Raw genomic sequence first — 13,904 nt, forward strand, 5'->3', positions numbered from 1 at the left:
CGATGGCCGTGCTGGATTCGTTGCGGGCGAATCTCTCGGACGCCTGAAGCCGCAGTCGTTCGCGGAACGCTCTTCGCTCGGCGGACAGTCCTCCGCCTTGTGCGTATCTCATGATGTCGGTGTACCCGGCAATCAAGGCACGTCAGAACCTACGACACCACGAGTTCAACCTCAGTAGCAACAACTCGGTAGCCGCTGTCACCGTATTCTTGGAGGCACACGGCCTTCTAACGGCCGTTGATCTCATCTCGGCCCGGGTGGACCCTGACCCGGGGTTCATGAAGCCGAACACTCATCTCGTCCGGCAAGCACTCGACCAGCTCGGCGCGGATGCAGCGCTCTCGCTCCTGGTCGGTGACTCGGTAACCGACATGCAGGCGTCCAAGAGCGCGGGCATCACCGCCGTGGGCTACGCCAACAAGCCGGATAAGGCGGATCAGCTCGTGGCGGCTGGTGCTGACGTGGTTGTGACGAGTATGGAAGAACTGGCCACTGCCCTGTAGAAGCCTGGACCTCGGCCCCCATCAGCAGCCGACGCTGTCGCTCATCCAGATGCGGGAAGATCACCTGAAACTTCGCCGCCAGAGGCCCACCGTCTCCTGCGTCATACCCATGCCACAGCAACAAATGGGAAACCCGGAAGCTGTGGCTTATTCATCGAAAAACCCTAATTTCGCGGAATTAGTTAAGAAATGCTATAGCGTCGTTCAAGTAATCGTACACGACCAGTGCTCTAGTGGGCTAGGTCTGCCGTAAAGTGGGTATCAAGAGTTTGCGGATGCGGGACGCACCTGTATTTCCGAATATCCATTCGGGTGCTGTTTGTTCTGCATGCTGATCTCGACTCGCCGGGAGTAGAAATGGCAGACATGGATCCTCGCATCGCCGAAAAGATCGGTGAGCTTAGCGATATGATTGCGAACGAAATTGGTCTTTCGGTCAGCCTTGGGGTTTCTCAGAGATTCAAATGTGGAGACTACGAGTGCACGGGGGGAGAATTTACTTGCAGTAAATTCCGGTGCACGACCTCCGCCTTCAAGACGAGTAGTCCGCGCGTTTAGGGTGTGAGTGGCGGCTAACGGTTAGGCCATACGAAAAATGGTTTTGCGGTTGAGTCGATGAATGCTCCAGTAGTTGGCCAGCAACCTACTCCTCGATGGGACGATTACTCATGGACTCACCAACCGATCACTGTCCGGTCAATCCGCTGGAGTATGCACGGTCGGTCTTGCTGAGCAGTGATCCAGACGTTGGGATGCTCCGCGATGCTCTCTGTGAGAGCCTAGGGCTTTCGGTACAAGCTGCCACCGGCTTCATCTATGAATCGGTGCTGAATATAAATTCGCAAAGTTTCCCTCCGCTAAATCAACTCGAACTGGTGCACACCGAGGGTTGCAATCTTGCCTGTGAGTACTGCTTCGAGAAAGATATGCTGGGGTATCGTAAGATGCCTCCGGACGTGGCGGTTGCGGCTATAGATCTCCTCCTGGACTACTCCGGTGATGAGAAAGTGCTGCAGGTCACCCACTTCGGCGGGGAACCGACCCTAAATTTTGCAGGCGTTCGCTACGCCACGCAGTACGCCGAATCCAAGGCGGCACAAGCGGGTAAGACGGTCAAGTTCGACATGACTACGAACGGCGTCCGCATCAACGAAGAGATCGCTGGGTACTGCGCCGAACACGAAATCATGGTGCTGCTGAGCATCGACGGTTTACGGGGAGCACATGACCGCTTCCGCCTTGACCGACGAGGTCGCGGTACCTTTGATCGGTCACTGAAGGCAATGCGTCTTCTCAAGACGTTCCAGCCGTGGATCGGGGTCAAGATGACAATCATGCCTGAGAACGTCGGGACGCTTTTCGAGGACGCCGTTGGCCTCTACGAACTGGGAGTGAATCAGTTTCTCATCGGTCACGCCACGGGTGTGCCCTGGTCTGACGAGCAGATCAGTGAGTACGGAGCGCAACTCAGCAGGCTCTACCTGTGGTACAAGGACGGTGGCCGTGACGATCTGGTGATCCAGGAGTTTGATGAAGAGGAAACCGACGCGTTCTTCGGATGCCAGGCTGGACGGAGCAGCATTGCTGTGACGGTGGATGGCGAGATATCGCCGTGCTCCAAGATTATGGGCTTCAGCAGTACGAGGCTCGTCTCGAAGCTGGGGGATGTCTGGAACGGGCTGACGCACATCCGAAACCGCATGGACATCGTGGGCTGCGAGAAACTCGAATCCGCGTGCGCCGAGCGTGGGGTCGCCGACGAGTTTAGAGGCGGGTGCTTTGCCGTGAACTACGGGGAGAGTGGTGATATCTTTACCCCAAGCATGCAAGAGCACGCTTTTTCCATGACTATCCGTTCGGCGTGCTCGGGCTGTTCCGCGCGGCGCGGAACCTAACAAGTCGAGGACGAGGCGCGCTCCTTGATATGAGATACCTCTTTTGCACGCACGGTAACCCCGGCTCGGTCGGACCCAGTATCGCCATCGCGCGAGAACTCGACGCTCGCGGGCACGTAATTTCGTTCGTGTCCGAGCCGTCTGCGGCTGCATGGCTGGAGCAGGAGGGGCTCGCCTATATCCCGGTGGCGGCGGACCGACCCACTGGCTTCGGGGTCAGGACATGGGCGGAGCCCGATAGGGCCATCCTGCAGTGCGCCTACATACGGGATGCGGTGCAGCATTTTGAACCAGACGTCCTGATAGGGCATCAACTCACTATCGGCCCCTACGTCATGGGCGAAGTCATGGCGATCCCACTCGCTGTCATCGGTCTGGCGGCGTGGATGTACCCGAATCGCCAGGGGGCAGGCCCTTGGGTGTACAGGAACGAGAGTCGCTGGCGACACGGAGAGATCGTCGCACGGCTCAACGCAGTTCGCGAAAGGCTCACACTCCCTCCGCTCGATCCGGGCGCGGAGGAGACGCCACTCCAGGGCGATCTGTTCCTGCTAAGGAGCCTACCGGTGCTGGAGGGAAATATAGAGGATCTGCCATCGCGGGTACACGCCATTGGCGCCGCTGTCGAACCGCTATCTCAGTCGCAACCTGATCTTGAGGAGTGGCTCGTCGAGATAGAGTCTGACGCGTGTCTCTACGTTCAAGAGGGTAGAACTTTCGACTCCCCAAGATTTCTGGATATCGTGGTCGAAGCCTTCTCAGGGACGGCGACACGTGTGGTCATGGACATTGCCAACATGGACGGCGCCATACCTCAGATGTGGCCGGAGAACTTCTTCGTCCGCCCGAAGATCTGCAGCAGCGTCGTCCTTCCCCGGTGCGGAGCGGTTATTACGACCGGTCATTCCACTGCAGTGCTTTCCGCCATCCTCCATGGGGTCCCACTCTTGCTACTACCAAATGGAAGCGGAACCACGGATATCGCGGCGCGATGTTTGGCCGCAGGCATCGGTGTGGTCGCGGAGACCGACTCCCTCACCGTAGCCTGCCTGAAACGAGACGTGGTGGCCCTGACCACCGCCCCGAGCTATGCCATTGCAGCCGAGTCAATGCAGAGGGAGTTCGCGGCGGTAGATTCTCTAACTCTGGCTGCGGATCTACTGGAGCGACTAGGCTCGACGAAACTCCCGGTCAGCCGGCAACGCTGACGTATTAACTCGGCGCAGTGGCAGGGGTCTACGCCGCCGCCGTCAAGCTCTGGACCGGCTCCATCGCATAGACGGCCGCCGTACACTGCCGCGCCCGCCGCACCCGGGCGGGTGCGGCGGGGCCCCTCCTTCGCTGAAGCGGGCCAGATGGCCCCGCGCCCTAGGCCTGGTGCCGAATACATGCCGAAACTCCTACCGGGAAACACGTTTCTGCTGATCAGCGGGCTTTCGCGGTAGGTCTGTAAAACCGTCGGCTCAGCCTATGATGGGTTTACCCATCATCTGCTACCAGCTGTTACAGCAGCTCAGAGGCCCCGCGAGAGGCCTCTTTGGGTTTCCGGTCCATGCCAGCGGGATGCCGCCCTGAGCAGGCGTGTATCGCCGCTCACTGGATACGCGCGGGATGGATCTTGGCATGTTCTCGCAGATCGAAGTGCAGATCACGGTAGCGCTGTCGGCTCTCTGCAGGTCTCCAACCCAGCCCTTCTACGTCTTGAACCGGGTCCAGGCCGTTAGTAGTCATGCTCCGGTCCCGAAAGTCTCTCAGGTCTGTCGGTCCTGAGGATTACCGTCGGTCCTCCTATGGGCTTGCACTTGTCAGGAGGACGACCGATGGCAGAGGTGCTGCGGAAGATCAACTATGAGGACGACGTCGAGTATGGACACTTCTATATGGGCGACTTTGGGCCGCATCTGGACGGTTTCGCGATCTCCCATCCACACCTGAGGGTGTCGAATTACCTGGACATCGAATGCGACATCACTCACGGTAGAGCTGATGTACGCGTGGAGGTCTGGGACGCCGAACCACCGGCGGCTGACGCTCCTTGGGTGCTGACCTGTGAGAACGCTTACCTCACCGGTTCGGGAATCGTCAGTGTGGGAAGTGAGGCGTGGCCTGACCGGCTGCTGCTGGGGCCTTCGTACTTCCTGTACGGCCTGCGCACCTACCGGGTCCCGTCCGTCTGGGGCAAAGGCCACGAGTTCTATGAGGATCCGCGGACCGAGCATGTGCTGCTACGGTTCTGGCCGATCCGGGACGTCTTCGACCCCGTCCTGCATGCCCGGCCGGAGAGGACGACGGCGGCGCCCCGGCCGTCCGCATACGTTCCCGCCACAGACTGGCTGGCCCTGCGCCGTCAGCCCGACCTGCCAGAGCCCAACACGGCCGACGATCCCAACAACGAGGACAGGGAGGCCGCCGCCCTCAGGCGGACCCGTGCCCGGATCGCCAGGCAGCTCAATCCCGACACTGCACCCACCTTCACGATCCTCAGGCGGCACGCGGAAGATCCTCGGAGCCCCTTGAGAGCCAACACCGGCGCGACCTGCCGGGCCCGGCTCTGGCGGTCGGTGAGGGAGAACGAGCCTGGTGTCCTCAGCGTCGACCGGCGGATCGAGAGTGAGGACGGCTCCCACAACGAGGTGCTGGTCTCCGCGATTGTGACCGTGCTCGACGAGGACGGCGAACTGCTGACGGTCCGGGACGCGACCGAGACGGAGGCCGCACGCCTGCTGGCCGTGGAGCGGGCCTGGCAGTGACGGCTGGTGAGCCATGCCTTGGGCGTACCCGCAGGTTCCTCCCCGCAGAACCGGTTGGTCAACAAGGCCGAGAGGTCATACGCCGGTCAGTACGACCGCCGCCTACGCAGACTGCGAGAGCGCGCCAGGCACGCCAAGGTCGATGAATAGTCGTTGCGGGATATGCGCAGATGATCTTCGGCGGTCGAGATACTGGAAGATGCGGCGACCCTGGTGAGAGGCCCTGTCTCCGCTTGGAACACAGCCCCCTTGAAAAAACTGCTGGCGGGAGCGCTTCGAAATCGAGGAGGACGGCTGCAGCTGTACCGTCCCGGAATTGTCGATCGGCCTGGGGCGTCCCATCGTTCCGGGTCAGGACGCTGACGAAGAAGAGCGCGAGCGCTATACCTGTTTCGACAACGTCCTGGTCGCCGGCCCGGGTTACTACGTACCACCTTTCATGTCGGAGGCCGGATAGTAGAACATGGAGAGCGATGGCGGTGCCGAGTTCGCCGAGGACCGTATCAACCAGTGGCTGAGCGTGTACCAGGCCAACCTGTTCTACGCGCAGGAGCGCGATAGAGGGGAGGAGCGACGGATCTGGGCGCGGGTCGCCTTCGCCGCACTCGACGGGCTCGAAAGGGCCGGCTGCCCCACGCAGGATTTGAACGTGCGGCGCTTCAACCTCCGGGCGTTGCTCATCGCCGGCCTTGGGCCCAACGGTGATCCGTGGTGGAGCCCGGATCGGCTGGCCGTGGACGTTCTGGAGGCTCCGCCGTTGAGCCTGGAGCAGGCGCGTGAGTGGGCGACGGACTGGGCCGCGCCGCGGCATGAGATGCAGGCTCTGCGCACCTGCAAGAACCTGATCAAGCCCATGGAGCTGGTCGCTGATCGGTTGACGGCGGGACCGGTGCGGACGCGGATCGAACGCTGGATGGATCTCAGGACGCATCTGCCTTGAATCGACCCGGGTTCGGTGGGGTAGGGGTACATCAGTCCAAGACAAACGTGCGGGTCGTGCCAATCCATATAGCGCTTAGGGTCGTTGAACTGGACTTTCCTCTCGAACTCCGCCAGGCGGGTCTTGGTCTGCGCGGCGGCAGGGCCGGTGAGCCGGTGGTAGTAATGGTTGATGATCAGGTTCCCGAGTCTCTCACCGCGGGCGAGAGCCTCCTCGGATTCGACTTCGTCGCGGAAGCCGGAGTCGGAAGGGTTGACTTAGCCCTGGGTGGTCCGCAGGTTAAGGTGGCCGAGCATCGTCGGGGCGGTAGCGGTAATGCCAACGGCACGGACATCCGGGGCAGCCAAGAGTGATGCCGGCTGGTCGCGCCTCCAAGGCCTCAGTCGTGGTGGGCGATGAGCATGAGCTGCCGCCACAGCAGCACCACGAACACCGCGGAGCCGGCGAAGGCGAACCAGAACGGCGCCGCGACACCGAAGTGGGTGGCCAGGAAACCGCCGATCAGCGAGCCGACCACCAGACCGGCGTAGACGCAGATGGTGTTGACGCTGCCCACCCGGCCCTGCAGTTCGCTCGGGACTGCGCGCTGGCGGACGGTGACCGAAGTCGTGCCCCAGATGAACGCGTGCGCGCCGAAGGCCAGGAAGATGCCTCCAGCGACCCACGGCGAATGGGTCAGGGCCAGGCCCAGGTGGGTGAACGTTTCGATGATGAGCCCGATCCGCATCAGGGCGCCGAGGCTCACCCTGCGGGTGATGGCCCCGTACAGGCCGGTGCCGATCAGGCCGCCGATCCCGCCGATGGTGGTCATCAGGCCGAAACCCATGGCGCCGAGGCCGAGCTGCTCCCGGGTGTAGAGGACGAGAACCGACCAGGCCGCACCGAAGGTGAAGTTGAAGATCAGGATCGTCAGCGCCAGCGTGCGGACCGCCGCGTGCCGGATGGTCCAGCTGAACCCGGCGATGAGTTCCCGTACAGTGTCGGGCTTGGGATCGTTGGCCTGTTGGCCGTGCGGCGGCAAGGTGATCCGGGAGACCAGGACGATCCCCGCCACCACCAGGAGCAGCTGGCCCGCGAACGGCCAGGTGAAGCCCAGGCCGAACAGCGCAGCGCCGATCGGCGGCCCGGCGAGCTGATTGAGTGTGATGAACCCCGTGCCCAGGCGGGCATTGGCGATGACGAGATCGTCCTTGCTGACCATCATGGGCGTCAGCGTGGTCGTCGCGCTGTCGGCGAACACCTCAGCGATGGACCGGAGCGTGAGCGCCACCAGCGCCGTCACCACGGTCACCGTGCCGGTCATCATGAGCGCGACGAGCGCCGCCAGCACCACGGCTCGCACCGCGTTCGCGACGAGGACGATCCAACGCCGGTTGTACCGATCCGACAGCACGCCCGCATGCAGGCCGAACAGTAGCGGCGGCGCCCAACCCACCAGGGCCGACAGCGAGATCATCAGTGGATCGCGAGTCAACGTCGCGATCAGCAGCGGGCCCGCGGCGGCCGCGACCCCGTCACCGAGATTCGTCAGCCAGCTCGACGCCAGCAACCACCTGAACCCTGTCCCCAGCCGGCCAGGCAGGACCCTCTCCACCACTGCGATCACGAGCGCAAAACCATACGGATCGAGGGGGTGTGCGGCAATGCGTTTTCGCGCTGTGCCGGACGGTCACGACAGGTGGGTCGACGATCTGGCATCGCGTTCCCCAGGGGAAGAAGCAGCAGGCCACGTCGTACCCTGCCTCGCGGGTAGCGAGCCACAGCGAGCCACAAGGAAGGCGGTCGCATATTCGATCTGTACGCGCCAGGTCGCGAAAAGCCGAACCGTCTTGATGTGCTCGGCCGAGACCAGAGCCGACGCGCCGGGCCGCAGAACAACAACGCGGTACGGCCCGACGCACTGGTGTGCGCGTCGGCACCGCGCGGGCGACGAGTGGCAGGGAGATGCCTGTGCGGACCCCCGTCCGGCCAGCCGCCCTGTCCCGATTTCACACGGGCCCAGCGCGGATGAAGCGTCGTCAGCGGTCGGTATCACGGGGCCAAGAGGTACCGCCGATGTCGGTGAGGACTGCGATACTTCCCGATCATGACGAAGACGCGCAGGAGACTCTGGATAGCCCTTGTCACCGCAAGCTCGATTGTCGTCTTACCGCTCACTCTGTCCGCGCCCGCCCAGGCCGCCGTTGACCCGCTCGTATCTCTCAAAGGGCAGATCGCCAAGCGGCACGCGGTGCGGGTGGTGGAACTGGGCGGCCTGCTGGCCGACAATCTGGAGATCTTCGCCGTGGAACAGCGAGGCACCGTCCGCCTCGGTGGCGTCGGAGTGGGTGCTGCCGACATGACCCGCACCCTCCGCCCCCATCGCCGGATGCGGGACCAGATGGCGGAAGGCCGTTGGAACGCGGAGAAGGTGGCCGCGGAGGCACAGCCCAACCGTTCGATCACGGTCAACGGGCGGCTCTACCGGTCCGGCAAGCTGTACGAACCGGTTATACCGGAAGGTAAGACGTGGGCGGAGGCAGGCGCGCGGAGCGCCGCGACGGCCGCCTACGGGGATCAGCCGATCAATCTGTTCGAGCCCACCACACTGAAGACGCTGCTGGCCAAAGCGACCACCAAGCGCCCCTCCAAGTACGGCCCGCGAAAGAAAGCCACCTACTACCAGGGTACGATCACGTTCAACCAGCTCCACGCCGTGTCACCCACCTTTCGTGCTGTGGTCGGCGGCCGATCTCTGGCAGCCGCCGGCAACACGAAGATCAGCTGGAAGTTTCGCCTCGACGACCTCGGCCAGGCCCTCATGCTCCACACCAACTGGCCACTCTCTGGCGGCCGACTCGCCGCTGTCCTCAGCCAGTATTCGCACGCCGCTGACCATGCCGGCCATGTCTCGGCCCCGCGCCCCGCCTTGGTCGCCGCTGCATCCTCCCTGACCGGAACGTTGCCTCGCCCCAGCGCCCTCATCGACCTGAGTTTCCCTTCGAGGGAATAGCGATACCGCTACCACGACGGCACGAGGCCGCCTGATCAACTGGCGCCGGCCCGGGTTCGGCGGACTGATGCCGCCGCCCGCCCGCTGACGATCCCCGTCGGATCTGGAACGTATGTTTGTCAAGATTGGCGCGGCCGCCCACTTCTGCCGAATCTCAGGCGCAGGACACTAGTAGGCCGTCGTCATCTCGGAGGCATCGAAATCGGCACGGGTCATCTCGTGGACCGCGACAGGCCGACCGTGCGCAGGTACGACGGTTTCGAGCCCAAACCGCATACCGATCTTGTCCATGACCCGCTTGGAGCGAAGGTTGTCGACATGCCGGATGCTGACCACGCGATCGAGACCGCAGTCGATGAGCCCGAATCGCAGCAGCGCCCCAGCGGCCTCCGTGGCGTAGCCGACCCCCCAGTGTCGGCGACTCAGACGCCACCCGATCTCCACCGCCGGAAGGATCTCGGGAAGGAAGGTCGGCTCCGTCAGCGCCACCCACCCGGCGAACTGCCCGGTCTCCCGCACGACCACGGAGAGCATGCCGAAGCCGCGTTCCTCCCATTCTCGTTGCGCACGGGCGATTCCAGCCGCGGTCCGGTCGCGATCCGATGGCAACACTGCCCCATCGCCTATGTAACGCATGACCTCCGGGTCGGCATTCATCGCGGCGAGCGGATCGATATCGTCCTCGTTCGAGCCACGCAGGAGAAGCCGCTCAGTCGTCAGCGAAACCACCGGCCGATTCTCTCAGGCCGTCTGATGAACACCGCACGCAGGAAGGTGGGACCCTCCAACGATTCCGCCTCCGGCGGGGGCGCTCCGGCTACGGGATGATCGCTGTTCGGGCCTGAGGTCCGCAGATGGCCGGAAGTAGCCATATGTCACCACTCCACCGATATCGTGCAATGATCTTTAAGGGGTTTTCCCGGGTCGTTCCGGGCTTTCCGGGCGGTACGCGAACGGAAGGCGACCCGGGGAACGCCCAAGGGTCCCGGATGGCTTCCGGGACCCTTTTCGTATGGTGAAACACCTCAGCCGACCGGCGCGTCACCGAGGCGGAACAGCGTCTACCGGACGATCGAGCGGGACCGGGGATCCGGCACCCGGGCCGGACGGGAAGACGATGTCCCGCCTGGCCGGTACGCGCGTCGGCTCCAGGTCATGTGATCCCTGTCATGGCCGGGATCCCCGTACCCGCGGGTGACGTCAGCCGAAGGTCAGGGCCGGGTAGGCGAAGAGCATCACGGCGCCGAAGCCGAGCTTGAGCATCGCGTCGACGACCCCGAACACGGGGGTGGGCACCTCGCGCGCCAGCCGCAGTCCGACGAACGCGTTGATCGCCGTCAGGACGCCCAGGATCGTGATCAGCGGGCCGTGGGCGAGGCCCATCGGCAGGAAGTGCAGGCCGACGACGAAAAGGATGCTGAGGATCAGCGTCCGCTCGTCCGCGTCCTTGTTCTTCGTGAGGACCAGGTAGATCAGGCCCGCCTCGATGACGAAGGATCCGACGAGCCCGGCGATGTGCGCGAACGACGGGCTGCCGAGGCTCGGAAGCAGCGCGCTGAGGCCGCTCGCGGCGAATCCCGTGATGAAACCGCCGATGAGGAACTGGATCCAGTACTTGTTGAACGCCCAGCTTCCCAGGAAGCCCAGGCCGACGAAGACGAGGAAGAGGCCGCCTCCGCGGATCAACGGATATGGATGATCTGCGACGGATACGACAATTGACATCATGTAGGCTCTAACCTTCCCCAAAGGTAAAGATCAGGCATTATCGCAGAACAGTGATCAATGCTGGGGCCGCCGGCCTGACGTTCATCTGCGAGATCCGCCGGTCGTACGGCGCGGGCCGGAGGCATCCGAGCTGCCCGGCGGGGGACTTCGACCACGGCCCCGGCCGACGCGGCCGGCCGCATCTCCCAGGCCGACTTCTCGACGAGATCGACGCCCCGAAGCGTCACCGTACGCACCCGGGCGTCAGGGAGGGCCGACGGAGAGGGCCGGACGGGCCACGGCTCGCGCGTGTCCCGGCGCCTCGTACGGCGGCGCGGTGAGAGGGGGCTGGGAGGATGAGCGGATGACCATACGTGTTCTGATCGCCGACGACCAGGAGATGGTGCGGCGCGGCCTGCGCCGTATCCTGGAGAGCCAGCCGGACATGGCGGTCGTCTGCGAGGCCGCCGACGGGGTGACCGCGGTCGAGATGGCCCGGAGGTTCCAGCCGGACGTGGCGCTGGTCGACATCCGGATGCCGAGAATGGACGGGTTGGAGGTGACCAGGCTGCTCGCCGGTCCCGACGTGGCCACTCCGGTCCGTGTCGTCGTTGTGACGACCTTCGACCTCGACGAGTACGTCTATCCGGCGCTGCGCCACGGCGCGTCCGGGTTCCTGCTCAAACGGTCGGGTCCCGCCCTCCTGATCGAGGCGGTCCGGGCCGCCGTGGCGGGGGACAGCCTGATCAGCCCGTCCGTGACGGTGCGACTGCTGAAGCACGTCACCGGATCCGGACCGGGGCACGAGCCGCTGACCGAGCCGCTGACCGAGCGGGAGATCGAGATCGCCGGTCAGGTGGCCGAGGGCAAGACCAATGCCGACATCGCCGCCGAGCTGTTCATCTCGCCCGGCACCGTCAAGACCCATGTGGCGAGCGTCCAGCGCAAACTCGGCGTGCGGAACCGGGTCGGCATCGCCGTACGCGCCTGGGAGATGGGCTACGCCCGTCCCCGATGACAGGGCCCTGGATGCAAGGCGATGCGGGGCGTCGAGACGATACGGGATGGCCGGGTCCCCAGCCGGGACGGTGAATATCAAGACAATGCCGGCCCGTGGCGCTGCGTACGCTCACATTCATGACTCGCAGCCGGATCCGCTTCCTCCTGTGCGCCATGGTCGTCGTGATGGTGCCGATCCCGGCCGTACTCGCGCCTCCGAGCGCGCTCGTCGTCGCCTGCTCGGCCACGCTGGCCATGGCCGCCGCGCTGTCGCGCTGGCCGTACCGGGGGATCACGCTCGCCGGGGCGGCGGTCGCGGTCGCGGTGCTCTCCTTCGCCGTCGCATTCGTCTACCAGGGACGGCACCAGTTCGTCGGGCTCTGGCTTCCCGTCGAGATGTGCGCGTTGCTGCTCCTTCTCGGGAGGGTGGTACGGCGGCTGCCGGGATGGCAGGCGGCGGTGATCGGGGCATCCCTGGGCGTCGCGATCACGTTCGAACTGCCCCTGCGCCTCACGCTGCGCATGCCCAATCCGACGGCGGAGACGTCGATCCTCCTCTGTTTCATGTCCTTCTTCCTCGTGGCGGGGGTGGCCGGTATCGCGCTGTATCTCAGGTCTCTGGACGACCGGCGGGTGCGCGCGGTGGCCCGGGCACGCCGGGCCCAGCGGCTCGACGTGGCCCGGGACCTGCACGACTTCGTCGCCCACGAGGTCACAGGCATCGTGCTGGAGGCCCAGGCGGCGCAACTCGCCGACCAGGATCCGGAGGGGGCGCGGGCCCTCGCCGTACGCATCGAGGAGGCCGGGCTGCGGGCGCTCGCGTCGATGGACCACATGGTGAGCGCGCTGCGCGACCCGGACGAGCGAGCCTCGGCGGAGCCGCCCCCGACCAGGGTGTACGGCTTGGCGGACCTGCCCGACCTGGTCGGCCGGTTCTCCGCGACGGGAGGGATCCCGGCCGAACTCCAGCGGGCCGAAGAACCGGCCGATGATCCGAACGGCGAACGGCCGGAGAAGTCGGCCGGAACGCTGCCGCGAGAGATCGAAAGCACCGCCTACGCCGTGGTGCTGGAGGCGCTGACCAACGTGCGGAGACACGCGTCCTCGGCGACCCGGGTGCTCGTCTCGACCGTCCGTACCGCCGATCCCGCACTGGAGGTGTCCGTCGTCGACGACGGCGTGGCCGGTGCGGGCGTCCTCGCGGTTTGGCGGGGAGGGGCGGGCGGCGATCGGCGCGATCGTCCGCAGGCGTTGACGGGGGAAGACCGGCCTGGCGGGGGTACCGGCCTGATCGGCCTGGCCGAGCGGGTCGAGGCGATCGGAGGCACGCTCACCACCGGCCGCCATGGGAAGGGGTGGCAGGTCAGAGCGGTTCTACCGGTGCCGAACGCCCGGACGGGAACGACCGTCGGCCCTGACTCCCCTTCGCGCGCCGTGACGCCGTAGGTCCGACCAGGGGTACGGGGACTCGCCGGGCCACCGGAGGCGGTCCGTCGCCGAAACATGTCCCGCGCCTCCGCGCGCTGTGACGCTTCAGGTCCGATCAGGGGGGCGGGGACCCGCAGAAACGCGTGCCGCGCCTCCAGCGGCACGGGCACGGGGAAGGCGCCGGATATCTGCCGAACGGCAGATGTCACCGAGCGCCGAGAGGCCGGATCCTGCTCGGGATGCCCAATCCCCACGCATCGGAGGATCTGATGATTACGCGCAAGACGATGACGTGTGCCCTGGTGGCGTTCGTGGCCGCGGCGGCCCTCACCGGCTGCGCGGACGCCTCGAAAGCGACACCGCACCAGACGACCTTCCCGTTCAGCGGCAGGACGCTGGACGTGCGGGCGCACGAAACCCCGACTGACCTGGTCGCGGCGGACAGGAAGGACATCAAGGTCACCCTCTGGTTCGACGTGAAGGGCACCAATCCGTCGTCGAGCTGGTCCTTGGACGGGAAAACGCTCAACCTGCGGGCCGACTGCTCCGGGTGGGCCGACTGCTCGGCCCGGTTCAGGGTCGAGGTGCCGCGCGAGGTCAAGGTCCTGCGCGACGGCCGCAAGACGGACCTGCGCGGTACGCCCTCGGCTGGCACGGACGCGGAATGACCCCGGATGACCCCGAACTGCA

Annotated in this window: 13 protein-coding genes; 10 read left to right on the forward strand and 3 right to left on the reverse strand. The window is 65.0% G+C overall.

Annotation, left to right across the window (positions count from 1 at the left end; genetic code table 11):
* Nucleotides 1–119 precede the first annotated feature (119 nt).
* The 6 genes from AB0J58_RS13355 (at nucleotide 120) to AB0J58_RS13380 (ending at nucleotide 6,441) form a co-directional block, all read left to right on the forward strand.
* The gene (locus tag AB0J58_RS13355) at nucleotides 120–503 is read left to right on the forward strand and encodes an HAD-IA family hydrolase (protein ID WP_364214452.1); all 384 of its coding nucleotides are present in this window, start codon (nucleotides 120–122) and stop codon (nucleotides 501–503) included.
* A 668-nt stretch (nucleotides 504–1,171) separates the two neighbouring features.
* The gene (locus tag AB0J58_RS13360; protein WP_364214455.1) at nucleotides 1,172–2,398 is read left to right on the forward strand and encodes a radical SAM protein; all 1,227 of its coding nucleotides are present in this window, start codon (nucleotides 1,172–1,174) and stop codon (nucleotides 2,396–2,398) included.
* 128 nt (nucleotides 2,399–2,526) lie between these two features.
* The gene (locus AB0J58_RS13365) at nucleotides 2,527–3,606 is read left to right on the forward strand and encodes a nucleotide disphospho-sugar-binding domain-containing protein (protein ID WP_364214458.1); all 1,080 of its coding nucleotides are present in this window, start codon (nucleotides 2,527–2,529) and stop codon (nucleotides 3,604–3,606) included.
* Between the two features lie 612 nt (nucleotides 3,607–4,218).
* Nucleotides 4,219–5,148, forward strand: coding sequence for a hypothetical protein (locus AB0J58_RS13370; protein WP_364214461.1), 930 nt, complete (start codon nucleotides 4,219–4,221; stop codon nucleotides 5,146–5,148).
* A gap of 463 nt (nucleotides 5,149–5,611) precedes the next feature.
* Nucleotides 5,612–6,088, forward strand: coding sequence for a hypothetical protein (locus tag AB0J58_RS13375; RefSeq protein ID WP_364214464.1), 477 nt, complete (start codon nucleotides 5,612–5,614; stop codon nucleotides 6,086–6,088).
* Between the two features lie 56 nt (nucleotides 6,089–6,144).
* Nucleotides 6,145–6,441: a hypothetical protein gene (locus AB0J58_RS13380; protein WP_364214466.1), complete on the forward strand. Its 297-nt coding sequence runs from the start codon at nucleotides 6,145–6,147 to the stop codon at nucleotides 6,439–6,441.
* Between the two features lie 26 nt (nucleotides 6,442–6,467).
* On the opposite strand, the gene AB0J58_RS13385 is transcribed toward AB0J58_RS13380, so the two are convergent.
* Nucleotides 6,468–7,694, reverse strand: coding sequence for an MFS transporter (locus tag AB0J58_RS13385; RefSeq protein ID WP_364214469.1), 1,227 nt, complete (start codon nucleotides 7,692–7,694; stop codon nucleotides 6,468–6,470).
* Between the two features lie 480 nt (nucleotides 7,695–8,174).
* On the opposite strand from AB0J58_RS13385, the gene AB0J58_RS13390 reads away from it, so the two are divergent.
* Complete coding sequence (locus tag AB0J58_RS13390; protein ID WP_364214472.1) at nucleotides 8,175–9,080, forward strand: hypothetical protein; 906 nt, start codon at nucleotides 8,175–8,177, stop codon at nucleotides 9,078–9,080.
* Nucleotides 9,081–9,248: 168 nt separating this feature from the next.
* Here the strand turns inward: AB0J58_RS13390 and AB0J58_RS13395 are convergent, their stop codons facing one another.
* Nucleotides 9,249–9,809: a GNAT family N-acetyltransferase gene (locus tag AB0J58_RS13395; protein ID WP_364214475.1), complete on the reverse strand. Its 561-nt coding sequence runs from the start codon at nucleotides 9,807–9,809 to the stop codon at nucleotides 9,249–9,251.
* A 471-nt stretch (nucleotides 9,810–10,280) separates the two neighbouring features.
* The gene (locus tag AB0J58_RS13400) at nucleotides 10,281–10,766 is read right to left on the reverse strand and encodes a DUF6609 family protein (RefSeq protein ID WP_364214478.1); all 486 of its coding nucleotides are present in this window, start codon (nucleotides 10,764–10,766) and stop codon (nucleotides 10,281–10,283) included.
* Nucleotides 10,767–11,151: 385 nt separating this feature from the next.
* On the opposite strand from AB0J58_RS13400, the gene AB0J58_RS13405 reads away from it, so the two are divergent.
* The 3 genes from AB0J58_RS13405 (at nucleotide 11,152) to AB0J58_RS13415 (ending at nucleotide 13,882) form a co-directional block, all read left to right on the forward strand.
* Nucleotides 11,152–11,805, forward strand: a complete 654-nt coding sequence (locus AB0J58_RS13405) for a response regulator transcription factor (protein ID WP_364214481.1) — start codon at nucleotides 11,152–11,154, stop codon at nucleotides 11,803–11,805.
* Between the two features lie 119 nt (nucleotides 11,806–11,924).
* Nucleotides 11,925–13,232, forward strand: coding sequence for a histidine kinase (locus AB0J58_RS13410; RefSeq protein ID WP_364214484.1), 1,308 nt, complete (start codon nucleotides 11,925–11,927; stop codon nucleotides 13,230–13,232).
* Between the two features lie 251 nt (nucleotides 13,233–13,483).
* Complete coding sequence (locus AB0J58_RS13415) at nucleotides 13,484–13,882, forward strand: hypothetical protein (RefSeq protein ID WP_364214487.1); 399 nt, start codon at nucleotides 13,484–13,486, stop codon at nucleotides 13,880–13,882.
* The last annotated feature ends 22 nt before the right edge of the window (nucleotides 13,883–13,904 follow it).

This window comes from Streptosporangium sp. NPDC049644, from assembly GCF_040675205.1.
GTDB classification, from domain to species: domain Bacteria; phylum Actinomycetota; class Actinomycetes; order Streptosporangiales; family Streptosporangiaceae; genus Streptosporangium; species Streptosporangium fukuiense.